Below are 22,510 nucleotides of genomic sequence, written 5' to 3' on the forward strand. Positions count from 1 at the left end.
CAATATGCTAAAAAGTGGACCAAAACTTATGAATAAATGCGGTTTTTGGGGCATTGCAGCCCTTATAGGTATTTTCCAGATTTTCACCAGCGTCGCTCATGCCGAACAAGGTTGGCCGCGCACCGTTCAGGGTGCCAACGGATCGATCACGCTCAATCACGCGCCGCAGCGCATTGTCTCGACCAGCGTCACGCTGACCGGATCGCTGCTGGCCATTGATGCGCCGGTGATTGCTTCCGGCGCGACTGCGCCGAACAGTCGCCTGGCCGACGATCAGGGTTTCTTCCGCCAGTGGAGCGATGTTGCCAAAAAGCAACATCTTCAACGCCTGTACATCGGTGAGCCGAATGCCGAAGCGGTTGCCGCGCAAGCGCCGGATCTGATTATCGTCAGCGCCACCGGCAACGATTCTGCCATCAAGCTCGCCGAACAGTTTTCGGCTATTGCACCGACGCTGGTGGTCAATTACGACGACAAAAGCTGGCAGGATGTCGTCACGCAGTTAGGCCAGGCGACCGGGCATGAAGCGCAGGCGGCGCAGCGCATTAAAGCTTTCGACGATCGTGAAGCGGCGCTGAAAAAAGCCATCACGCTGCCACCGCAGCCGGTCTCCGCCATGGTGTGGAACGGCGGCGGACGCGCAGTCAATGTGTGGACCGCGGCTTCGGCGCAGGGCAAGCTGCTGGAACAACTTGGCTTCACCCTGGCAACGCCACCGGCGACGGTTGAGCAGGGACACAGCATGGGACAGCGCAAAGACATCATTCAGCTGTCGGGCGAAAACGTCGCCAGCGGCCTGACCGGTAAAACCTTCCTGCTGTTCGCCGCTGACGATAAAACCACGCAATCGGTGATGAGCAATCCGTTCCTTGCGCAAAACGCGGCGGTGCAGGGCAAGCAGGTTTACGAGCTGGGCGTCGATTCCTTCCGCCTTGATTACTACAGCGCCAGCAATCTGCTGGCGCGTCTGGAGAAGCTGTTCGTTAAATCATGATGCCTGTTCCGTCAGCTCCGGTGCTGGCGGATGGTAACGACGTAAACGGCCCATCACCCACCACATCACGATGCCGAGCAGCGCCGCCGTAAAGCCAAATACCGCGGCGGCCTGCGGTGGCAGCAACCATGAACCCATCGCACCAATCACCGCCGCACCAATCGCATCGCCGGTCACGTTCTGCGCGGTCCACAAGCCGTTGATGCGGCCTAACAGATGATCTGGCGTTAATGCCTGAATCATCGCGTACTGCACCAGGCTGTTGATGGCGCTGAAGTAACCGAAAGCGACTAAGCAGGCCAACGCCAACGGCAGGTTCGGCATCAGGCTAAACAAACCCAGCGCGACAAACGCCGCAATCGCACTGCCGAGCACCAGCTGTCCGGGACGCGCGGCGTGTTTCAGTTTACCGCTGGTGAACGCGCCGATAGCTGCGCCGAGCGGCACGGCGGCATACATCAGGCCAAGCTGGTCAGCGCTCACAGACCAATGCGGCGCGAGCGACGGATAGAGCACGCGCACCGCGCTGGCCAGCGTGACTAATGCGCCAATCAGCGCCACCATGCCGACAATCGGACTGGCGAAAAGAAACTGCACGCCAGCGGCGAGGGATTTCAGCGGATGTTCACGCGGTTGTGGCGGCGGCGGCAAAGTGGGCAATTTCAGCAGCGTTAACACGGTAAGTAAGGTGCCAAAGGCAGCGAGTGCGTAGTTCCACGTCACGCCGCCGTGAGCAATCACCAGACCGGCAATCGCGGGCGATAAAATGGAGCCGAAGCGCACCGTCAACATGGTGATAGCGCCCGCCTGCATAATGTTTTCCCTACCGACCAGCGCGGGCGTCGCCGCCAGCAGCGCGGTGACGCCAATCGCGCCGAAAAAACCATCCCAGAAACCCAGCAGATAAACCGCGATCAGAGAGGGTTCTGGCAGCGCGGCGTTAATCGCCAGCGCGATAAAACCTAAGCCGCAGGTGGACCGGGCAAACAAAATCAGCTTTTTGCGTTCATGGCGATCCGCCAAAACGCCGCCGGTGAGCAGGCCGATAAACATGCCGGCAGCGGCCAGCGTCACCGCCAAGCCCACCAGCAGCGGTGAATGGGTCATGTGCTGAATCTGCACCGGCACCGCCACAGCGAGCATGCCGAGCGCGACAATCGAGATAAAACGCGCGATAAACACCGCGCGAAAAGCCGGGTGAGTTTTCAGCAGCGAGAGATCGATAAAGTGGGAAGATTTGTTCATGTGTTCGCCTTATTGCACCAATTTTCCTCATCGTCCGCGAGGCGAGTCATGGTAACATAGCTAAACGCGAGTAATAACGATAACCATTATCAAGTTACATCGCGCATGCGACGACGTTGAACAGTGAAGGTTTAGAACGCTATGCGCCAGATTCGTGCATTAGCAGGCTCAGGGATTCTGCTCTTGCTCCTCATCGCGCTCAGCTTAATGCTGGGGGCAAAATCAATACCGCTTCCCGATGTTTATCATTCGCTTACCACCTCCTGTCACAGCGCGGAGTGCGTCATCGTGCGTGACGCGCGCCTGCCGCGTACGCTGGCCGGTTTGCTGGCGGGCGTGGCGCTCGGCCTCGCTGGTGCGTTGATGCAGAGCCTGACGCGCAATCCGCTGGCCGATCCCGGCATTCTTGGCGTCAACGCCGGAGCAGGTTTCGCGGTGGTAATTGGCATTGCGCTGTTCGGTGCTGACTCGCCGGTGGATTGGCTCGGCTTCGCCTTTGGCGGCGCGCTGCTGGCGTCCGTGCTGGTGGCGATGACCGGCGCGATTGGCGGCGGGCGCGTCAATCCGGTGCGTCTGACGCTGGCCGGCGTGGCGCTGGGCGCGGTGCTGGAAGGATTAACCTCTGGCCTGTCGCTGCTCAATCCCGATATTTACGATCATCTGCGCTTCTGGCACAGCGGCTCGCTGGATATTCGCAATTTCACTACGCTGCGCACGCTGTTCCCGGCGGTGCTGCTCGGCAGTGTGGTCGCCATTGCGCTATCGCAGGCGCTGAACAGTTTGAGTATGGGCGGCGACATGGCGACCGCGCTCGGCACGCGGGTGGCGCGCACCCAACTGCTGGGCCTGCTGGCGATTGCGCTGCTGTGCGGCGCAGCCACGGCAGCAGTGGGCCCGATTGCGTTTGTCGGTTTAATGACGCCGCACTTTGCCCGCTGGCTGGTGGGCAACGATCACCGCTGGATGCTGCCTGCGACCGCGCTGATCACGCCGATTTTGCTGCTCGCCGCCGATATCCTTGGCCGCCTGCTGGTGGCGGGTGAGCTGCGGGTTTCCATCGTCACGGCGATGCTCGGTGCGCCGATGCTGATTGTGCTGGTGCGCCGTAAATTGGGCCGGGGTGCACTATGACGCGTCGTGTCGGGTTACATACGCTTTGGCTGCTGTGCGCCTGCGCTCTGCTGGCTTATCTGGCGATGACGCGCGGTGCATTGCAGATCAGCAGTGATCAAATCTGGCAAATTCTGCTCGGGCAGGGCGCCAGCAACGTCAAACTGATCGTGCTGGAATGGCGCTTGCCGCGCGTGCTAATGGCGCTGCTGATTGGTGCGGCGTTAGGCATCAGCGGCGCGATTTTCCAGTCGCTGCTGCGTAATCCGCTTGGCAGCCCGGACATTCTCGGTTTCAACACCGGCGCTTACAGCGGCGTGCTGGTGGCGCTGGTGCTGTTTAATCAAAGCGTCACGGCGATGACCGGCGCAGCGTTGATTGGCGGCATCGCCACGGCGGCGCTGGTCTATCTGTTTGCCTGGCGCAACGGCGTAGAGACCTTCCGGCTGATTATCGTCGGCATCAGCGTGCGCGCGCTGCTGATGGCGTTGAATTCCTGGCTGATTATCAGCGCCTCGCTGGAGTCGGCGCTGAGTGCGGGCTTGTGGAGCGCCGGATCGCTCAACGGCATTACCTGGGCAAAAACGCCGCCGGTGATTGCGGTACTGCTGCTGGCGTTACTGTTGATGGCGCTGCTGGCGCGGCGGATGCGTTTGCTAGAGATGGGCGACGATACCGCCTGCGCGCTTGGCGTGCCGGTGGAGCGCAGCCGCATGTGGCTGATGCTGATTGGCGTGGTGCTCACGGCGGCGTCAACCGCGCTGGTCGGGCCGATTTCGTTTGTCGCGCTGCTGGCGCCGCAGATTGCCCGTCGTCTCGGCGGCGGCGTTAAAGGTGCCTTGCCGCTGGCGGCGCTGTGCGGCGCGCTGTTGCTGATTGCCGCAGACTTCGCCGCGCAGCATCTGTTCCTGCCTTATCAATTACCGGTTGGCGTGATAACCGTCATTCTCGGTGGACTTTATCTGATCGCTTTACTGGTGCGGGAGGCGCGACGCCAATGACCGATATCCCTTCACGTCTGCGCGGCGATAGCCTGACGCTGGGCTATGACAAAAAGGTGGTGGCAGAGAATCTGTCAGTGACGATTCCGCAAGGTGAGCTGACGGTGATTATCGGCCCTAACGCCTGCGGAAAATCGACGCTGCTGCGCACGTTGAGTCGCCTGCATACGCCGTTAAAAGGTGAGGTGTTGCTGGATGGCGCGGCCATTGCCAGCTATCCCACCAAAGAAGTGGCGAGGCGTTTGGGTTTGCTGCCGCAAAGTTCCAACGCGCCGGCGGGCATCAGCGTCACCGAGCTGGTGGCGCGCGGACGTTATCCGCATCAGGCGCTGTTTGGTCGCTGGCGTGCGGAAGATGAAGCGGCGGTGCAGAACGCGATGCGCGCCACCGGCGTGGCCGATTTGGCCCAGCAGTCGGTGGATACGTTATCGGGCGGTCAGCGTCAGCGCGTGTGGATTGCCATGGTGCTGGCGCAGGAAACGCCGCTGCTGCTGCTGGATGAACCGACCACCTGGCTGGATATCACCCATCAAATTGAGCTGCTGGAATTGATGCAGGAGCTGAATCAACAGCATGGGCGAACGCTGGTGGTGGTGCTGCACGATCTTAATCACGCTTGTCGCTATGCCACGCATTTGATTGCGATGCGTGACGGCAGGATAGTCGCCGAAGGGAAGCCGTCGGAGATTGTGACGCCCGCGTTGATCGAGCAGGTGTATGGCTTGCGCTGCGTGATTGTGGACGATCCGGTGGCGCATACGCCGATGATTGTGCCGCTGGGGCGCGGGGGATAATTAAACACGGTGCGCGCGGGCCCTCATCCCAGCCTTCTCACGCAAGCGGGAGAAGGGGCCGACCCAGCTTGTATGTTACACCCGTTACCACACCTAAACATTCCCTCTCCCGTCAGCGGCTCCTGATTGTTCCCTCTCCCGCTTGCGGGAGAGGGTTAGGGTGAGGGAAAGATCGCTATCCCAACAACCGCTGCAACAACGGTCCAATCTGCTCAAACATCTGCGGTGAAATGATCTCCACGTGGGCGCAATCCATCGGCCACACTTCCAGTTCACCAACATAGGGTGCCCAGGCGCGGCGCGCATCTTGTCCTGGCTGCTGCGTCTGTTCGGCGAGGAACAGCGTGGCGCGACCGTTGAAACGCGCGCTGCGTGCGGTCGCCAGCAGGCGCACCGAACTGGCGTAGTTGGCCTCGATGGTATCGAACATCGCACGCATCTCTTCGCCGGCCTGATGGCGCTGCGCGGCGATAAACTGCTCGCGCTCGCGGTTCACCTCTTCCAGCACCGCCGGATCCAGCACGTTCTCGCCGCGTTTCTCATCCCAGTTTTGCGTTTCTGGTGGCCAGGTATCCAGCAGGCCGAGGAACGCCACCTCTTCACCGGCCGCTTCCAGCCGGGCCGCAATGCCTTGCGCCAGGGTGCCGCCAAGCGAATAGCCGAGGAAATAGTAAGGTCCGTGCGGCTGCACGTCGCGCAGGGTTTGCAGATGGGCGTCGCACACGTCATCCAGATGCGCGCTTTGGTTCAGCGGGCTACTGATATCCGGCGACTGAATGCCGACCAGCGACCAGCGCGCATCGAGATAACGCTGCAGGATGCTGAATTGCCAGGCAAACCCTGACGCCGGATGGAAGCAGAACAGCGTTGGTCCGTTGCCCTGACGCAGCGGCAGCACCGCTTCGAAACCGGCTTGCTGATGTGACTGCGTATCACTGAGCAGCGTTGCCAGCTTCTCCACCGTGGAGGCCACCATGATTTGTCCCACCGACACCGGCTGTTGCAGCTCACGGCGCAGCTGCGCCGCTAAGCGCATCGCCAGCAGCGAATGGCCGCCGAGGGCGAAAAAGTCATCCTGCGCGCTGATTTCCTCGCGCGCCAGCAGCTGACAGAAAGCGTTTGCCAGCGTGGTTTCCAACCCAGCGTGCGGTGCACGTCCCGCACTGGCGCTGGCGGATGCGGGCAACGGCAGCGCTTTGCGATCCAGCTTGCCATTGCTGCTGAGCGGGAAGGCATCGAGCTGCACAATGGCTACCGGCACCATATGCGCGGGCAAGCGTTGCGCCAGCGCCTGACGCAGCGCGTCGCGATCAACCGGCTGCCCGGCAATCACGTAGCCAACCAACTGACGCGCATCACCTTGCGCTGCCGTGCCGCCAAGCACCACCGCGTGTGTGACCGCCTGCTCAATGCCGGGCTGCGCGCTGAGCACATGATCGATCTCATTCAGTTCGATACGCTGACCGCGGATCTTCAGCTGATCGTCGCTGCGACCGAGATATTCCACCGCGCCGTTATCCAGCCAGCGCGCCACGTCGCCGGTGAGATACATGCGCTCGCCGGGCATGAAAGGATCGGCGATAAAGCGGCTGGCGGTGAGATCGGGACGGCCGAGATAGCCATGCGCCAGCTGCACGCCGGTTAAGTAGAGATCGCCCGCCACGCCCGGCGGCACCGGCTGCATGCGGGCATCAAGGATGCGCAGGCCGGTATTCCACATCGGGAAACCAATCGGCACGCTGGCACCTTCGACGGCGGCCAGGGCAGCACCAAACGCCGGATACCAGCTGACATCCACCGCCGCTTCGGTTGGGCCATACAGATTGTGCAGCGGCACGCGCGTCAGTTTTTCCCACTCGCGCGATAAATCCGTCGGCAGCGCTTCACCGCTGCAGAACACGTTACGCAGGCTGGCGCAGCGGGCAATCGCCGCTTGATCGTCCAGCGCCGCGACAAAGGCCGCCAGCATCGAGGGAACGAAATGCGTGGTGGTGACTTGGTAGCGGGCAAACAGCTGCTGCAGCGCTTCCGGGTCGCGATGGGCTTCTGGCGGTGCCATCACCAACTGCGCACCGACCAGCAGCGGCCAGAAGAATTCCCACACCGAAACGTCGAAGCTGCTCGGGGTTTTTTGCAGCACCACGTCGTCGGCTTGCAGCGGATAGCGATCCTGCATCCACAATAGGCGATTGACGATGGCTTCATGCCCTACCAGCACGCCTTTAGGGCGACCGGTCGAACCTGAGGTGTAAATGATGTAGGCGCCATCCTGCGGCGTCGGCGCGCTGGCCGGCTGCGGTGCAGGGGCATTGTGATACAGCACATCAAAATGCAGCTGATTGACCGACGCGATGGCGCTGAAGCGCGCGCTGAGCGCTGCGCAGGTGATCAGCGTTTTTGGCGCGGCGTCTTCCAGCATCAGCTGTAAGCGGTCATCCGGATAACCGGTGTCGAGCGGTAAATAGGCAGCGCCGAGCGAAACAATCGCCTGCAGCGCCAGGGAGAGCTGCACTGAACGCGGCAGCGCCACGGCGACAATATCGCCACGCTGAACGCCGGCGGCGCTGAGATCGGCGGCCAGCGCAAACACCTGCTGTTGCATCGCGCGATAGCTAAGCTGATGCTGCGCATCGGCCAGCGCCGGTGCATCGGGGGTGCGTGCCGCCTGCTGCGCTAACAGGGAAGCCAGCGTTTCTGCTGGCAGCGGATAGGCGGTTTGGTTGATTGCGGCAATCTGCGCATGCTCTTCGGCAGTGAGCAGATCGAGTTCGCCGCACGGCCGCTGCGGCTGTTGCGCCAGCTGATCGAGCAGCAGGGCAAAGCGGCTGGCATGACGCTGCAAGGTTTGTTCGCTGTAGCGTTCGGCATTGGCCAGCAGCTCCAGCGTCAGTTCACCGTCCTCGCTGATGTAAATGGCGATCTCCAGATCGCGCACCGGCCCGGACGCCAGTTGATGGGTGATGCCTTCCACGCCAGCGAAATCGAGCTGGTAATCAAACATCTTCAGGTTGATCACCGGACCGTACAGCGGATCGCCATCGCCGAGGCGGCCGAGATCGCGCTGCACCTGTTCGGCATCATAGCGCTGATGACGACGCATCTTTTTCACTTCACCCGCCAGCTGGGCGGCGAGCGCGGCGATCGGCTGCGTCGGATCGTAATGGATTGCCATCGGCAATACGTTGATCACCGGACCGGTGGCGCACAAGGCGGCCGAGCCGATGCGGCGCATAAAGATGAAGCCAGCGGCAAAGTCGTTTTGCCCGCTGAGACGCGCCAGCCACAGCGCCACCAGCGCAAAGGCGAGATCGGCCGCGCTGGCGTGCGGATGCTGCTGCACCAGCGTCTGGAAAGTGCTGCGATCCAGCGTAACGCTATGGCGCAGCAGATCGGTGCTGGCATGTTGTCCGGCGAGCGGCAGCGGCGAGAGCGAAGCCGGTGAGGGCAGCGCCGCCCCTTTTTCGCGCCAGAACTGGCTGTCACGCGCAAAAGAGGAGGATTCGCGGTAGCGCTGATACTCGTCCACCACTTCGCTAAACGGAATAAACGGCGTCGGTTCAGCGGCTTGCTGACGTACGGCCGCGCTGTAGAGATTGGCGATGCGGCGCGTCAGCGCGGTAAAGCTGAAGCCATCCACCACCAAATGATGATAGCGCTGATACCAAAACCAATGCTGATCGTCGAGACGGAACAGGCAGTGATGCCACAGCTTCGCGCCGCTCAATACGCGCAGATCGCCATTCATGTCGTCACGCATCAGCGCGCGCGCTTTGGCGGCCGCATCGGCCTCCGCGCGCAAATCGACAATCTGCGGCAGGCTAAAGGCGTGTGGCTGCGGCCACTGCAAGGCTTCGCCTTCCACCTCACCAAAGGCCATATTCAGCGTGTCGGCTTCCTGCATGCCCGCAACGATCGCCTGCGCCAACAGGGCGCTATCAATCTCACCGCGCAGTTCGACAAAGTGCGCCACCGCGTAAGCGTTGTGATGAGGTGACAGCTGATCGGCAATCCAGATGCCGGGCTGTGCCGCGACTAACGGCAAGGTTTGTTGGTCGGTCATAGGCTTATTCATCAGGGATTCGGACATGGATGCTCCGGTTTGCTCCACAGCGCTTGCAGGCCATTCAGCAGGCCGCCGCGCCAACAGAGCGCGTCATGGCCGCCTTCCACCGGCAGGTAATTCACCTGATAGCCGGCAGCGCTAAGCTGCTGTTGAAGTTGTTGATTAGCTTGCAGAATCAAGCCTTCGCGTTTGCCCGCTTCGAGCCAGAAACGCAGCGGTTGACGCGGTGCAAGACCGTTATCCAGCGCCTGCAGCAGCCAGCCGTGCGGATTGCCGCGTTCAGGCCACCAGAAGGAGCCCGATAAGCTGAGCGCGTTGCCAAAGGTTTCCGGCCAGTGCAGCGCGGCAAACACCGACGCCAGGCCGCCAAAGCTTTGTCCGGCGACGATGGTACTGTCCGCCTGCTGGCGATAAGGCGTTGATTGTGCAACTTGCGGTAACAGTTCTTGCTGAATGGCTTGCCAAAACTGCGCGTTACACGGCAGCTCGCGGCTGCGGTGTTCGCGGTCAATGATGTCGATAAACAGATACACCGCTGGCGGCAAAGAACCGGCATCAGTGAGCTGCTGCAGCGGTCCGGCAATCGGCATGCTGTGCGCCCAGAATTGCCCGTCAAGCATGATGGCCAGCGGACGCTGTGCGGGATTGGCTGCGCCGGTGGTGTAAATCCACACCTTGCGGCTGTTGCCTAATAGCGCGCTATCCCATTGCTGCTGTTGCAGTTCAATGGTTGGCGCTGTGCCGTTATCCACCGCTTGCCACAGTTGTTGATCGGGCGCGTGGGGCAGATGCAGCGGCGAGACGCCCATGCCGCGGCCACCGGACCAGCCACGTAAGCTGTTCAAAGGATCGGCCTGCGCCGTCGGGAATTTGTCGCGCCACCAGTTGCGCAGCGTGGACATGTCGGCAACGCCAGTGAAGTCCGTGGCCTGTTCATCGGGCATCAAACAGTAACTGCCGCGCCAGTTGGCGGGCAGCGAGGTCTGCCAATACCAGACGTTGGTGCCCGCCACACGCATTAACGACTGCGGCGGGCGGCGCTGGTGGTGATCGGTCACGCCGGTAATGTTAATCCACACGCGCTGGGTCGACGATTGCGTCTCGTCGCCTTGCGGGTCACGCCAGAAGAAGGTGACCTGACATTGGCCATCGTCTGCTAACTCAATGCGGGGAATGCCTTGGGATTGTTGCGCCTGCCACCAGGCTGCACTGCCGGTTACATCATTTCGCCAGGTCATAGGGCTGCCAGTCGGTGTTTACGCGGAGATTTACATAAGCTTGATGAATAATACTATTGATAATAATTTGCATTTGCAATAGGGTGGCTGCGCTCAAAAATGAGTACGCCTGTTCCGCCAGAGGCTTACCGTTCGGTAAGGTTGCGCTACGGATGGTTTGAAGGGTCTGGAACTGGGCGCGATATGGACAGGGATCTTCTCACCGGCTCGCCAGTTAAGCATCCAACGGCTTATTGCTGGCCATCCAGGAACGTATAAAATGAAAAATTACTCACGGTTATCGTTAGCCATTCTGATTGAACTGGGGCTCAGCGCCTCACTGCTTTCCAGCAGCGCCTGGGCAGCAGAGACTTCCTCCAGCAAAACCTCTGTCAGCACGACTGACGCACAATCAATGGACGGCGGCACCTTGATGGTCACCGCGCAGCAGCAGAACCTGCAAGCGCCGGGCGTCTCAACCATTACCGCCGACGAAATCAAAAAACATCCGCCCGCGCGTGATGTGTCTGAAATTATCCGTACCATGCCAGGCGTTAACCTGACAGGCAACTCCACCAGCGGCCAGCGCGGTAACAATCGCCAGATCGATATTCGTGGTATGGGCCCGGAAAACACCTTGATCATGGTGGACGGCATGCCGATCACCAGCCGCAACTCGGTGCGCCTTGGCTGGCGTGGCGAGCGTGATACGCGTGGCGACACCAATTGGGTGCCGCCGGAGATGATCGATCACATCGATGTGATTCGCGGACCTGCTGCGGTGCGTTACGGTAACGGCGCGGCGGGCGGTGTGGTGAATATCATCACCAAAAAACAGACCGATCAGCAGTGGCACGGTTCCTGGAACACCTATTACAACGTGCCGGAACATAAAGCGGAAGGCGCCACTAAGCGCACTAACTTCAGTCTGGAAGGGCCGCTGGGCGATGATTTCAACTTCCGTTTGTACGGTGGTTTAGCCAAAACCCAGGCCGATGCCTATGACATCAACGAAGGGCATGCGGCGGCGCGCACCGGCAGCTATGCGGGCAGCTATCCGGCGGGTCGTGAAGGTTCGGTTAATAAAGATATCAATGCCTTGCTGAGCTGGGCGTTTGCACCGATGCAGACGCTAGAGCTGCAGGCCGGTTACAGCCGTCAGGGCAACCTGTATGCGGGTGATACGCAGAACACCAACACCAGCGCGCTGGTGAAAAGTCTGTACGGTGATGAAACCAACCGCCTGTATCGCCAGAACGTCTCATTGAAATGGACCGGCGCATGGGATAACGGCGTCAGCACCAATACCTACGCGCGCTACGAGAAAACCCGCAACTCGCGCATCAATGAAGGTTTGGCCGGCGGCACCGAAGGCATCTTCTCTAACAGCGGTTTCAACACCATTCAGCTGGATGACGTGCTGCTGCATAGCGAAGTCAGCATTCCGTTTGAGCTGCTGTTTAACCAAACGGCGACGCTGGGTACCGAATGGAACCAGCAGCGCATGAAGGATGGCTCTTCCAACACGCAGGCGGCGAGCTACGGTGCGGTGCCGGGCATCGATAACACCGGTCGCAGCCCGTATTCCCAGGCAGAGATTTTCTCACTGTTTGCGGAAGACAACATGGAGCTGACCGACAGCACCATGCTGACGCCAAGTCTGCGTTTCGATCATCACTCGATTGTTGGCAATAACTGGAGCCCGTCGCTCAACCTGTCACAAGGTTTGGGCGATGACTTCACGCTGAAGATGGGGATTGGTCGCGCCTATAAAGCGCCGAGCCTGTATCAGACCAACCCGAACTACTTGTTGTACAGCAACGGTCAGGGTTGTGCGGCCAGCACCGGCGCCTGTTATCTGCAGGGTAACAGCGACCTGAAAGCGGAAAACAGCATCAACAAAGAGATTGGTCTGGAGTGGAAACACGAAGGTTATCAGGCCGGTTTAACCTGGTTCCGCAACGATTATCGCAACAAGATCGAAGCCGGTTACTCGCCCGTGAGCAAAGCATCCAATGGCACCACGGATATTTATAAGTGGGAAAACGTACCGAAAGCGGTGGTGGAAGGGCTGGAAGGCACCGTCAACGTGCCGTTCTCCGACAGCGTGATGTGGAATAACAACTTCACCTATATGCTGCAGAGTAAGAACAAAGAGACCGGCGATCGTTTATCGGTGATTCCGGAATACACGCTGAATTCGACGCTGAGCTGGCAGGCGACGCAGGATCTGTCGCTGCAAACTACGCTGACCTGGTACGGCACGCAGACGCCGAAGAAGTATGATTACAAAGGGAATCTTTCGACCGGCAGCGCAACGGATAAAGTGAGTCCTTACTCAATTATCGGTATGAGCGGTACCTACGATATCAACAAGTACGCCAGCGTCACGGTGGGCATTGATAACCTGTTCGATAAACGTCACTATCGCGAAGGTAATGCGCAAACCACCGGTAACGCCAACACCAACTCTTATCTGTATGGAGCGGGTGCGAATACCTACAACGAATCTGGGCGTACTTACTTTATGAGCCTGAATACCCACTTCTAACGGCGCTTAGCCAATCAGTTGATGCGGTAAATAGCAGCGGGCAATCAGCCCGCTGCGATCTTCACGGTTCACCAGCTCCAGCCTGCCGCGATGCATCTGCACGATGCGCAGCACGATATTCAAACCCAAACCGCTGCCGCCATAACGCTGATCGCGACGACGAAACGCCTGCGTCAGCTCTTCCGCAGCGGCGGCTTCAATACCCGGGCCTTGATCCCACACTTCAATGATCACCTGCTGCTGGTCCTGCTGCATCTTCACCGCGACTTCGCTGCCTTCCGGGCTGTAGCGCGAGGCGTTTTCCAGCAGATTGCGCAGCATCAGGCGCAGCAGTACCGCTTCACCTTGCTGCGGCACATCGTCGTTCTGCGGCCAGTGCAGGATTTGCTGACGCTGTTGATACAGCTCGGTCATTTCTGGCTCCAGCGGCTGCATGATGTCCTGTTGCCACTGCAACTGCTGATAGTGACCGCCCGCCAGCGCTTGCCCGGCGCGCGATAACATCAACAACTGTTCCACGGTGTGCATCAACTGATCGATACGTTCAATTAGCATCTCGCTCTGCGGCACGTTCTGCTGGTGGAGCAGCTCGAGATGCAGGCGCAATCCGGCCAGCGGCGTGCGCAGCTCGTGCGCCGCATCGGCAGTGAACAGGCGTTCCTGCTGCAACGTGTGATCGAGGCGTGAAAACAGTTGGTTGATCGAGGTGGTTACCGCCACGATCTCATCCATTTCGGAGTAGATCGGCAACGGTGTCAGATTATCCGCTGAACGATGCGCAAGGCTGTCCTGCAGCGATTTCAGCGGACGAATAATCCAGTTAATCGCCCAAAACGACAGCAGTAAGGTAAGGGCGACCATGACTAAGGAAGGCAGCAGCAACGAGGCAATGGCTTCACGGATCTCGTTTTCTACCCGATCGTTACGCGCCTGTGCAGAGAGCGTTTCGTTGACTAAAAAACTGATCTGCTCGCGGCTTTCATGCCACAGCCAGATGGCGCTCATCACCTGACAGGTGAGGAGAATCAGCGCCAGCATAATCAATAACCGCTGACGCATGCTGTTCATTCGCGGATTTCCAGACGGTAACCGACGCCGCGCACGGTTTTGATGCGATCTTTTCCGAGCTTGCGACGCAAATTGTGGATGTGAACTTCGAGAGTGTTGGAGCCGGGATCGTCATTCCAGCTGTAGAGATCCTGTTGCAGCGTTTCGCGGTGTACGTTTTGCCCCACGCGCATCAGTAAGCGGGTGAGCAGTGCGAACTCTTTGGGCGTGATCTCCAGCGGCTGATCTTCCAGCAAAACCTGTTGTGAACTGAGATTGAGCGTCAGATCGCCCTGTTGCAGCAGGTTGTCGCTGTGGCCCTGATAACGGCGGATGAGCGCCCGCACGCGTGCCTGCAGTTCAACCAACGCAAACGGCTTCACCAGATAATCGTCAGCACCGGCATCCAGACCATCAACGCGATCCTCCAGCGCATCGCGCGCCGTGAGGATCAGTACCGGCACCGCAATGCCGTCACGTCGCCATTGTCGCAGCAGTGATGCGCCATCGCGATCCGGCAAGCCGAGATCGAGCACGATCAGGCTGTACTGACCGCTACGCAGCAGCGCGTTGCTCTCTGCGGCGGTACTGGCGCAGTCGATGGCGTAGCCTTGCGAGCTTAACGCCTGCGCAAGGCCCGATTGCAACAGCGCATCATCTTCAACGATTAGCAGTTTCATCAGTTGTTCTTGTTGATATCCGTATAGAGGCGGCTCTCAAAACGTACCAGCGGAATGCGGCGCGTTTTCTGATTTTCCGGCGGAACCGCGTAACCGGACAGGAACTGGACAAAGGCGACGCGCGCGCCGCTGGAGGTGGTGATGAATCCTGCCAGATTATAGACGCCCTGCAGCGAACCGGTTTTCGCCGAGACTTTGCCATCCAGCCCTGCTTCATGCAGACCGCCGCGATATTGCAGCGTGCCGTCATAACCAGCCAGCGGCAGCATCGAAATGTAATTCAGCGTCGAATCATTTTTCGCAATGTATTGCAGCACTTGCATCATGGTCTCTGGCGCGATCAGGTCATGACGCGACAGTCCGGAACCATCAACCTGAATGCTGTTGCCGAGATCGACCCCGGCTTTTTCGCGCAGAATACGACGTACCGCATCTGAACCCGCGCGGAAGGTGCCCGGCACATTGAAGTAATGATGGCCGATGGTGCGGAACACGGTGTCGGCAATCATGTTGTCCGACTTCTTCAGCATAGTGTGCAGCAGCGTGTGCAGCGGCGCTGATTGCGTTGAAGCCAACACGGTACCCGGCGACGTCACTTGCGCCTGGCGAACCAGATGACCGCTGTAATCAATATCGGCGGCGCGCAGCTCGGCTTTAAGTATCTCACCGGCCCACGCAGCACCATCCTGCACGGCAAAGGCCAGCGGCAGCGGCTCTGAACGTTGACGCATGCAGCCGGTTAAGGTGTAACGATTGAGCTCGCCTGGCACCACATCCAGCTCGCAATATTGTCCGTCACCGCTGTTGCGGCCAATGGTGCGCACCTGACTGAACATGTGGGCCGGATAATAGGAGGCGATACGCACAAAGGCGTTTTCGCCCGGTGTATTGGCGCTATACAGCGACACGGAGAAACAGTTTTTATCGACGATGGCCGCTGCCGGTGGCGCACTGAAGCACTGCGTCAAATCGTTCCACGGCCAGCCTGGCGCCATATCGTGGCTGGCGAACACCGAGGTGTCGATCACCAGATTGCCCTTAATATGGGTGATGCCCTGCTTTTTCAGCGCCGTGACCATGTTGCGCAGATCCTGGCGGCTCAGCGTAGGATCGCCGCCAAATCGTGCCACTAAATCGCCATTCAGGGTGCCATCATTGACCGCTCCTTTGGTTTCCATGGTGGTCTGGAAACGAAAATCGGGCCCGAGCTCTAATAAAGCCGCCAGCGCTGTCACCACTTTCATGGTGCTGGCCGGTAACGCCATCTGTTTGCCGTGATAATCGATTATCGGGGTGGATGCGCCCACTTTTTGTACCATCAGCGCCAGGTTTGCGCCGTCTGGCAAATACTGCATGTATTCTTCAACGGGAGCTGCTTGTGCCTGCAGCATAAACGCACAGGTTAATCCGGTAACAAGTCGTGAAAATCGCATAATCTCGCGGTAACTGACGGGTGAGGGCGTCAATACTACGTCCCCGGACGGTGCAAAGTAAACGATGACCCACAGGGAACTCTGGGGTAAAATACGTATCAAAATGCAAAACCGAACCTGACCCGGAAAGCTTTCCGGGTCAGGCTTCTTTTGCTTGTGAAAAGAGGTAACGCGCTGCAGAAGCTGTTTTCTGCTGTCACCGGTCAGGATGACGCCGTTAACCAGGATAGATGACGAGGAGCCAAAATGAATCAGATTCCGATGACGTTGAAAGGCGCTGAGAAGCTGCGCGAAGAGCTGAACGAACTGAAAACTGTGAAGCGTCCGCGCATCATCGCCTCCATCGCCACAGCCCGTGAGCACGGCGATTTGAAAGAGAATGCCGAATATCATGCGGCTCGCGAAGAACAGGGTTTCTGCGAGGGGCGTATTCAGGAGATTGAAGCCAAGCTTTCCAATGCGCAAGTCATTGATGTGACTGCCATGCCGAAAACCGGTCGCGTGATTTTTGGCGCTACCGTGACCATCCTCAATGTGGATACGGATGAAGAATTCACCTACCGCATCGTGGGTGACGATGAAGCTGACTTCAAGCAGAACCTGATTTCAGTGAATTCGCCGATGGCGCGTGGATTGGTTGGAAAATCAGCCGACGATGTCGCGATTGTGAAAACCCCAGGCGGGGATGTGGAATATGAAGTCCTGAAGGTGGAATACCTTTAAGATATTGCTACGCTTTGCAATATGTCGCTGCATTTTGTAAAGAAAGGAAAAAGGCCGCATTGCGGCCTTTTATCACATGCAGGAGCGTGGCACTTTCTTTGCCCGTCGCCGCCTTTAAAGGCATGATTAACGCGGAAGAGTAATTTTACGCTCTTTGGCAGGGCGATACAGCACCAGCGTGTTGCCGATTACCTGTACGTTGCCTGCTTTAGTTTCACGCACGATAGCGTCCACGATCAGCTGCTTAGTTTCACGATCTTCCGAGGCAATTTTTACCTTGATCAATTCGTGATGTTCGAGCGCCAGTTCGATTTCGGCAAGCACGCCTTCGGTAAGGCCATTTCCGCCAAGCATGACAACCGGCTTAAGCGGATGGGCAAGACCTTTCAAGTGCTGTTTTTGTTTGGTACTCAGATTCATCGTATTTTTTGCTTACTCAGGGATTGAAAACGGTTCATTCTACCGCCATCTCGGGTATATCGCCAAATCAACGCGACCATTGCGTGCTGATTTATCGCTACGATGACGATTTAATTGGAAAAATTATGACGGGTAAAAAGCGTTCGGCCAGTTCCAGTCGCTGGCTACAGGAACACTTTAGCGATAAATATGTGCTGCAGGCACAGAAAAAAGGGTTACGTTCGCGTGCCTGGTTTAAACTTGAAGAAATTCAGCAGGGTGACAAGATTTTCAAACCCGGGATGACGGTTGTTGATCTCGGTGCGGCACCCGGCGGCTGGTCGCAATATGTGGTTCAGCTTATCGGATCAAGTGGTCGTATCATCGCCTGCGATCTGTTACCAATGGATCCGATTGTCGGCGTTGACTTTTTGCAGGGCGATTTTCGTGATGAGGCGGTACTTAACGCCTTACTGGAGCGCGTTGGCGACCAAAAGGTGCAGGTGGTGATGTCTGATATGGCACCCAACATGAGCGGTACACCTGCGGTTGATATTCCACGTTCGATGTATTTGGTAGAATTGGCGCTGGAAATGTGTCGGGATATCCTGGCCCCAGGCGGCAGTTTTGTCGTGAAAGTGTTTCAGGGAGATGGCTTCGATGAATACCTGCGGGAAATTCGCTCCCTGTTTACGAAAGTAAAAATTCGTAAGCCGGACGCTTCGCGATTACGTTCGCGCGAAGTGTACATTGTGGCGACGGGGCGCAAACTTTAGCCCGAATTGCCGGAATCAAAGCAAGACGACCAATGCGTTTACTCTGATGTGTAATTCTGAGTTTCAGGGTAAACAAGCAAAATCATCCGCACTGCGATTCCAGGTATGAAGGATCTATAGTACCCTACGCTGTCTGTTAACATCGTTGTAATATGAGGTTAATCCCTTGAGTGACATGGCGAAAAACCTGATTCTCTGGTTAGTCATCGCGGTCGTGCTGATGTCTGTATTCCAGAGCTTTGGGCCCAGCGAGTCGAATGGCCGTAGGGTTGATTATTCAACTTTCCTATCGGAAGTGAACCAAGATCAGGTCCGCGAGGCACGAATTAACGGGCGTGAGATTAACGTTGTCAAAAAAGACAGCAATAAATACACCACCTATATCCCCGTCAACGATCCTAAGTTACTCGATAACCTGTTGACCAAAAACGTCAAAGTCGTTGGCGAACCGCCTGAAGAACCAAGCCTGCTGGCTTCCATCTTCATCTCATGGTTCCCAATGCTGCTGCTGATTGGCGTGTGGATCTTCTTTATGCGGCAGATGCAGGGCGGCGGCGGCAAGGGCGCGATGTCCTTCGGCAAGAGCAAAGCCCGCATGCTGACCGAAGATCAGATCAAAACCACTTTTGCTGACGTGGCCGGTTGTGATGAGGCCAAAGAAGAAGTTGGTGAGCTGGTTGAGTATCTACGTGAGCCGAGCCGTTTCCAGAAGCTGGGCGGTAAAATTCCGAAAGGCGTCCTGATGGTCGGCCCTCCGGGTACCGGTAAAACGCTGCTGGCGAAAGCGATTGCTGGTGAAGCGAAAGTCCCGTTCTTTACCATTTCCGGTTCTGACTTCGTGGAAATGTTTGTCGGTGTCGGTGCATCTCGTGTGCGTGACATGTTCGAACAAGCGAAGAAAGCGGCACCGTGCATCATCTTTATCGATGAAATCGATGCGGTTGGCCGTCAGCGTGGCGCCGGTTTAGGCGGTGGTCACGATGAACGTGAACAAACGCTGAACCAGATGCTGGTTGAGATGGATGGCTTTGAAGGTAATGAAGGCATCATCGTTATCGCGGCAACTAACCGTCCAGATGTTCTTGACCCGGCGCTGCTGCGTCCAGGCCGCTTCGACCGTCAGGTTGTGGTGGGTCTGCCAGACGTGCGTGGTCGTGAGCAGATTCTGAAAGTCCATATGCGTCGTGTGCCGCTGGCAACCGATATGGATCCATCAGTTATCGCACGTGGTACGCCTGGTTTCTCCGGTGCGGATTTGGCTAACCTGGTCAACGAAGCTGCGCTGTTTGCTGCTCGCGGCAACAAGCGTGTTGTTTCGATGGTTGAGTTTGAAAAAGCCAAAGACAAAATCATGATGGGTGCGGAACGTCGCTCCATGGTGATGACCGAAGAGCAGAAAGAATCGACGGCTTATCATGAAGCGGGTCACGCGATCGTGGGCACGCTGGTTCCGGGTTACGATCCGGTGCACAAGGTCACCATCATTCCGCGTGGTCGTGCTCTGGGTGTGGCTTTCTTCTTGCCAGTAGGCGATGAGATCAGTGCCAACCGTCAGAAGCTGGAAAGCCGTATTTCTGTGGCTTACGGCGGACGTCTGGCGGAAGAGATCATTTATGGTCCGGACTATGTTTCTACCGGTGCTTCATCTGACATCAAAATGGCGACCAGCGTAGCACGCAACATGGTTACGCAGTGGGGCTTCTCTGAGAAGCTGGGTCCATTGCTTTACGCTGAAGAAGAGGGCGAAGTGTTCCTCGGTCGCTCAGTGGCGAAAGCAAAACACATGTCAGATGAAACGGCGCGCATTATCGATCAGGAAGTTAAACACCTTATCGATACCAACTATCAGCGTGCACGCCGTATTCTGAATGAAAACATGGACATCCTTCACGCGATGAAAGACGCGCTGATGAAGTATGAGACCATCGATGCACCGCAGATCAGCGATCTGATGGCACGCCGCGAAGTGCGTCCACCAGCAGGTTGGGAAGAGGCGAAAGTTGCTGTGGGTAACGGCGACTCTACGCAGGCTCCACGTCCTGTTGATGACCCGAAAACGCCGGGTTCAGACAAGATCATGTGATGGCATTCTGGCGGGATGCGTTGCTCACCGCCAGTTCTCCCTCCCGCAATACTTGTTACAATGCAAACCCCGGCCAGTCCGGGGTTTTTTACATTCCGTGATTCAGTGATTCCTCAAGGAGATTCTCGCCATGAAGTTGTTCGCCCGTGATTCCCATCTCGATCTCTCTTTTCCCCATGTGATGGGTATTTTGAATGTCACGCCGGACTCTTTCTCTGATGGTGGAAGTCACAACACGCTGGTCGATGCGCTGACGCACACCAATGAAATGGTGAATGCCGGTGCCACCATTATTGATGTGGGCGGTGAATCAACGCGTCCGGGCGCTGATGAAGTTAGCGTGGAAGAGGAGCTGGCACGCGTTATTCCGGTGGTGGAAGCCATCGCGCAGCGTTTTGAGGTGTGGATTTCGGTCGATACTTCCAAGTCAGAAGTGATCCGTGAAGCGGCGCGAGTGGGTGCTCACATTATCAATGACATTCGTTCTTTGTCCGAACCGGGCGCGCTGGCGGCGGCGGCAGAAACAGGCTTGCCGGTGTGTCTGATGCATATGCAAGGAGAACCGCGCACCATGCAGCAGGCACCGGAATATAGCCACATCGTGAGCGAAGTGGATGCTTACTTCGCTGCACAGATTGCGCGATGTGAAGCAGCCGGCATCAAAAAAGATAATCTGATGCTCGATCCTGGCTTCGGTTTCGGTAAGAATCTCAGCCACAACTATGAACTGCTGGCCAACCTCAGCCATTTCCACCACTACGGCTTACCGCTGTTGGTAGGAATGTCACGCAAGTCGATGGTTGGGCAGTTGCTAAATGTCGGTCCGGCCCAGCGTCTGACCGGAAGCCTCAGCTGTGCGGTGATTGCCGCCATGCAAGGGGCGCAAATTATTCGCGTGCATGATGTGAAAGAGACTGTCGAAGCGATGCGCGTCGTCGAAGCGACACGGAGAGCAAAAGGATAAAGCATGAGTAATCGTAAATATTTCGGTACAGATGGGATTCGCGGCAAAGTCGGTGAAGCACCGATTACCCCTGATTTTGTCCTCAAGTTGGGCTGGGCGGCGGGTAAGGTGCTGGCGCGCCAGGGTTCACGCAAAGTATTGATTGGTAAAGATACGCGTATTTCAGGCTATATGCTGGAATCGGCACTGGAAGCTGGCCTGGCGGCGGCGGGATTGTCGGCGGCTTTCACCGGCCCGATGCCGACACCTGCAATTGCTTATCTGACCCGCACTTTCCGCGCGGAAGCGGGTATTGTGATTTCAGCTTCTCATAATCCCTTTGACGACAATGGCATCAAATTCTTCTCGGCTGAAGGTACCAAGCTGCCAGATGAAGTTGAAGAAGCGATCGAACTGGAGATGGAAAAGCCGATCACCTGCGTAGAGTCGGCTGAACTGGGCCGTGCCAGTCGCATTGTCGATGCTGCTGGTCGTTACATCGAATTCTGCAAAGGGACTTTCCCAAGCGAGCTGAGCCTGAATGGGCTAAAGATTGTGGTCGATTGTGCGAATGGCGCGACGTATCACATTGCGCCTAATGTGCTGCGTGAGCTGGGTGCGAATGTGATTGCTATCGGCGTGCAGCCGGATGGCATGAACATCAACAAAGATTGCGGTGCGACCGATCTGCGTTTGCTGCAGCATCGCGTGTTGGAAGAGAAGGCCGATCTCGGACTGGCGTACGACGGTGATGGCGACCGCATCATGATGGTTGACCATTTAGGTCACAAAGTCGATGGCGATCAAATTCTCTACATCATTGCGCGTGAAGGGCTGCGTCAGGGCCAGCTGCGCGGTGGCGTGGTGGGCACGTTAATGAGCAACATGGGTCTGGAACTGGCACTGAAACAGCTGGGTATTCCGTTTACCCGTGCGAAAGTGGGCGACCGCTATGTGCTGGAAAAAATGCAGGAGAAGGGCTGGCGTCTAGGAGCGGAAAACTCCGGTCACGTCATTCTGCTGGATAAAACCACCACCGGCGACGGCATCGTAGCAAGTTTGCAAGTGCTTACTGCAATCGTACGCAACCATATGACGCTACATGACCTGTGCAGCGGCATGAAAATGCTGCCGCAGATTCTGGTCAATATGCGCTTCGCTGGCGAGCACGATCCGCTGGAAAGCGAAAGCGTGAAAGCTGTGACTTCGGAAGCTGAAAAAACGCTGGCGGGACGCGGTCGCGTGTTGCTGCGCAAATCCGGCACTGAACCCCTGATTCGTGTGATGGTGGAAGGTGAAGATGAGGCGCAGGTCAGTGCGCTGGCGCATAAAATCGCGGATGCAGTAAAAGCGGTGTAAGTTTTCAGGCGGGGAGTTTTTAAACTTTCCGCCTGCAAAATCACCGGGATGGTGCTTTTTTCCGCAATCGAAAGCGATGGTGAAAATTGCAC

General features: G+C 57.5%; 17 protein-coding genes. 10 read left to right on the forward strand and 7 right to left on the reverse strand.

Annotated elements, in window-relative coordinates; genetic code table 11:
* The first annotated feature begins 28 nt into the window (after positions 1-28).
* Entirely contained in the window at positions 29-994 is a 966-nt protein-coding gene (gene fepB, locus ACFQW4_RS14660) for a Fe2+-enterobactin ABC transporter substrate-binding protein (RefSeq protein WP_377725963.1), read from the forward strand.
* Here the strand turns inward: fepB and entS are convergent.
* Positions 989-2,239 carry an enterobactin transporter EntS gene (gene entS / locus ACFQW4_RS14665; RefSeq protein WP_192235872.1) on the reverse strand — a complete coding sequence of 417 codons (1,251 nt, stop codon included), beginning with the start codon at positions 2,237-2,239 and terminating at the stop codon, positions 989-991. The two genes, fepB and entS, sit on opposite strands and share 6 nt — an antisense overlap.
* A 141-nt stretch (positions 2,240-2,380) precedes the next feature.
* Here entS and fepD point away from each other — a divergent pair, with 141 nt between their 5' ends.
* Genes fepD through ACFQW4_RS14680 form a run of 3 tightly spaced genes read left to right on the forward strand, consistent with a single transcriptional unit; the run spans position 2,381 to position 5,144 of the window.
* Entirely contained in the window at positions 2,381-3,370 is a 990-nt protein-coding gene (gene fepD, locus ACFQW4_RS14670) for a Fe(3+)-siderophore ABC transporter permease (protein WP_101762264.1), read from the forward strand.
* Positions 3,367-4,350, forward strand: coding sequence for an iron-enterobactin ABC transporter permease (gene fepG / locus ACFQW4_RS14675; RefSeq protein WP_101762263.1), 984 nt, complete (start codon positions 3,367-3,369; stop codon positions 4,348-4,350). Before fepD ends, fepG begins: the two co-directional genes overlap by 4 nt.
* The gene (locus tag ACFQW4_RS14680) at positions 4,347-5,144 is read left to right on the forward strand and encodes an ATP-binding cassette domain-containing protein (protein WP_110868073.1); all 798 of its coding nucleotides are present in this window, start codon (positions 4,347-4,349) and stop codon (positions 5,142-5,144) included. Before fepG ends, ACFQW4_RS14680 begins: the two co-directional genes overlap by 4 nt.
* 175 nt (positions 5,145-5,319) lie before the next feature.
* Here the strand turns inward: ACFQW4_RS14680 and ACFQW4_RS14685 are convergent, their stop codons facing one another.
* Together ACFQW4_RS14685 and fes are read right to left on the reverse strand one after the other, a co-directional pair.
* Positions 5,320-9,231 (reverse strand): enterobactin synthase subunit F, encoded by a 3,912-nt coding sequence (locus ACFQW4_RS14685; protein WP_377725966.1) that lies wholly within the window; start codon positions 9,229-9,231, stop codon positions 5,320-5,322.
* Positions 9,216-10,445 carry an enterochelin esterase gene (fes, locus tag ACFQW4_RS14690; RefSeq protein ID WP_350261471.1) on the reverse strand — a complete coding sequence of 410 codons (1,230 nt, stop codon included), beginning with the start codon at positions 10,443-10,445 and terminating at the stop codon, positions 9,216-9,218. The genes ACFQW4_RS14685 and fes overlap by 16 nt, the downstream gene beginning before the upstream one ends.
* 259 nt (positions 10,446-10,704) lie before the next feature.
* Here fes and ACFQW4_RS14695 point away from each other — a divergent pair, with 259 nt between their 5' ends.
* Positions 10,705-12,975, forward strand: a complete 2,271-nt coding sequence (locus tag ACFQW4_RS14695) for a TonB-dependent siderophore receptor (protein WP_377725968.1) — start codon at positions 10,705-10,707, stop codon at positions 12,973-12,975.
* Positions 12,976-12,981: 6 nt separating this feature from the next.
* Here ACFQW4_RS14695 and pmrB read toward each other — a convergent pair whose 3' ends face one another.
* Genes pmrB through dacB form a run of 3 tightly spaced genes read right to left on the reverse strand, consistent with a single transcriptional unit; the run spans position 12,982 to position 16,135 of the window.
* Positions 12,982-14,043: a two-component system sensor histidine kinase PmrB gene (pmrB, locus tag ACFQW4_RS14700; protein WP_101762258.1), complete on the reverse strand. Its 1,062-nt coding sequence runs from the start codon at positions 14,041-14,043 to the stop codon at positions 12,982-12,984.
* Positions 14,040-14,702 (reverse strand): two-component system response regulator PmrA, encoded by a 663-nt coding sequence (pmrA, locus tag ACFQW4_RS14705; protein WP_101762257.1) that lies wholly within the window; start codon positions 14,700-14,702, stop codon positions 14,040-14,042. Before pmrA ends, pmrB begins: the two co-directional genes overlap by 4 nt.
* Complete coding sequence (gene dacB, locus ACFQW4_RS14710) at positions 14,702-16,135, reverse strand: serine-type D-Ala-D-Ala carboxypeptidase (protein ID WP_137386837.1); 1,434 nt, start codon at positions 16,133-16,135, stop codon at positions 14,702-14,704. The genes pmrA and dacB overlap by 1 nt, the downstream gene beginning before the upstream one ends.
* A gap of 246 nt (positions 16,136-16,381) precedes the next feature.
* Between dacB and greA the strand changes: the two genes are divergently transcribed.
* On the forward strand, positions 16,382-16,858 hold the full coding sequence (gene greA, locus ACFQW4_RS14715; RefSeq protein ID WP_110868068.1) for a transcription elongation factor GreA: 477 nt from the start codon (positions 16,382-16,384) through the stop codon (positions 16,856-16,858).
* Positions 16,859-16,984: 126 nt separating this feature from the next.
* Here greA and yhbY read toward each other — a convergent pair whose 3' ends face one another.
* Positions 16,985-17,278, reverse strand: coding sequence for a ribosome assembly RNA-binding protein YhbY (yhbY, locus tag ACFQW4_RS14720; RefSeq protein ID WP_007886683.1), 294 nt, complete (start codon positions 17,276-17,278; stop codon positions 16,985-16,987).
* A 125-nt stretch (positions 17,279-17,403) separates the two neighbouring features.
* Between yhbY and rlmE the strand changes: the two genes are divergently transcribed.
* From rlmE to glmM, 4 genes are all read left to right on the forward strand, one after another.
* Positions 17,404-18,033, forward strand: coding sequence for a 23S rRNA (uridine(2552)-2'-O)-methyltransferase RlmE (gene rlmE, locus ACFQW4_RS14725; RefSeq protein WP_007886684.1), 630 nt, complete (start codon positions 17,404-17,406; stop codon positions 18,031-18,033).
* Positions 18,034-18,208: 175 nt separating this feature from the next.
* On the forward strand, positions 18,209-20,116 hold the full coding sequence (ftsH, locus tag ACFQW4_RS14730; RefSeq protein WP_036620266.1) for an ATP-dependent zinc metalloprotease FtsH: 1,908 nt from the start codon (positions 18,209-18,211) through the stop codon (positions 20,114-20,116).
* A gap of 130 nt (positions 20,117-20,246) precedes the next feature.
* Positions 20,247-21,080 (forward strand): dihydropteroate synthase, encoded by an 834-nt coding sequence (gene folP, locus ACFQW4_RS14735; RefSeq protein ID WP_350261474.1) that lies wholly within the window; start codon positions 20,247-20,249, stop codon positions 21,078-21,080.
* 3 nt (positions 21,081-21,083) lie between these two features.
* Positions 21,084-22,418: a phosphoglucosamine mutase gene (glmM, locus tag ACFQW4_RS14740; protein WP_377725970.1), complete on the forward strand. Its 1,335-nt coding sequence runs from the start codon at positions 21,084-21,086 to the stop codon at positions 22,416-22,418.
* Positions 22,419-22,510: the final 92 nt, after the last annotated feature.

The sequence above is a fragment of the Pantoea sp. GCM10028869 genome (assembly GCF_042666835.1).
Taxonomy (GTDB): domain Bacteria; phylum Pseudomonadota; class Gammaproteobacteria; order Enterobacterales; family Enterobacteriaceae; genus Pantoea; species Pantoea leporis.

Bases quoted from the DNA above. Each gene is read 5' to 3' on its own strand.
- fepB (WP_377725963.1), top strand. From the start codon at position 29: ATGAATAAATGCGGTTTTTGGGGCATTGCAGCCCTTATAGGTATTTTC.
- entS (WP_192235872.1), bottom strand. From the start codon at position 2,239: ATGAACAAATCTTCCCACTTTATCGATCTCTCGCTGCTGAAAACTCAC.
- fepD (WP_101762264.1), top strand. From the start codon at position 2,381: ATGCGCCAGATTCGTGCATTAGCAGGCTCAGGGATTCTGCTCTTGCTC.
- fepG (WP_101762263.1), top strand. From the start codon at position 3,367: ATGACGCGTCGTGTCGGGTTACATACGCTTTGGCTGCTGTGCGCCTGC.
- ACFQW4_RS14680 (WP_110868073.1), top strand. From the start codon at position 4,347: ATGACCGATATCCCTTCACGTCTGCGCGGCGATAGCCTGACGCTGGGC.
- ACFQW4_RS14685 (WP_377725966.1), bottom strand. From the start codon at position 9,231: ATGTCCGAATCCCTGATGAATAAGCCTATGACCGACCAACAAACCTTG.
- fes (WP_350261471.1), bottom strand. From the start codon at position 10,445: ATGACCTGGCGAAATGATGTAACCGGCAGTGCAGCCTGGTGGCAGGCG.
- ACFQW4_RS14695 (WP_377725968.1), top strand. From the start codon at position 10,705: ATGAAAAATTACTCACGGTTATCGTTAGCCATTCTGATTGAACTGGGG.
- pmrB (WP_101762258.1), bottom strand. From the start codon at position 14,043: ATGAACAGCATGCGTCAGCGGTTATTGATTATGCTGGCGCTGATTCTC.
- pmrA (WP_101762257.1), bottom strand. From the start codon at position 14,702: ATGAAACTGCTAATCGTTGAAGATGATGCGCTGTTGCAATCGGGCCTT.
- dacB (WP_137386837.1), bottom strand. From the start codon at position 16,135: ATGCGATTTTCACGACTTGTTACCGGATTAACCTGTGCGTTTATGCTG.
- greA (WP_110868068.1), top strand. From the start codon at position 16,382: ATGAATCAGATTCCGATGACGTTGAAAGGCGCTGAGAAGCTGCGCGAA.
- yhbY (WP_007886683.1), bottom strand. From the start codon at position 17,278: ATGAATCTGAGTACCAAACAAAAACAGCACTTGAAAGGTCTTGCCCAT.
- rlmE (WP_007886684.1), top strand. From the start codon at position 17,404: ATGACGGGTAAAAAGCGTTCGGCCAGTTCCAGTCGCTGGCTACAGGAA.
- ftsH (WP_036620266.1), top strand. From the start codon at position 18,209: ATGGCGAAAAACCTGATTCTCTGGTTAGTCATCGCGGTCGTGCTGATG.
- folP (WP_350261474.1), top strand. From the start codon at position 20,247: ATGAAGTTGTTCGCCCGTGATTCCCATCTCGATCTCTCTTTTCCCCAT.
- glmM (WP_377725970.1), top strand. From the start codon at position 21,084: ATGAGTAATCGTAAATATTTCGGTACAGATGGGATTCGCGGCAAAGTC.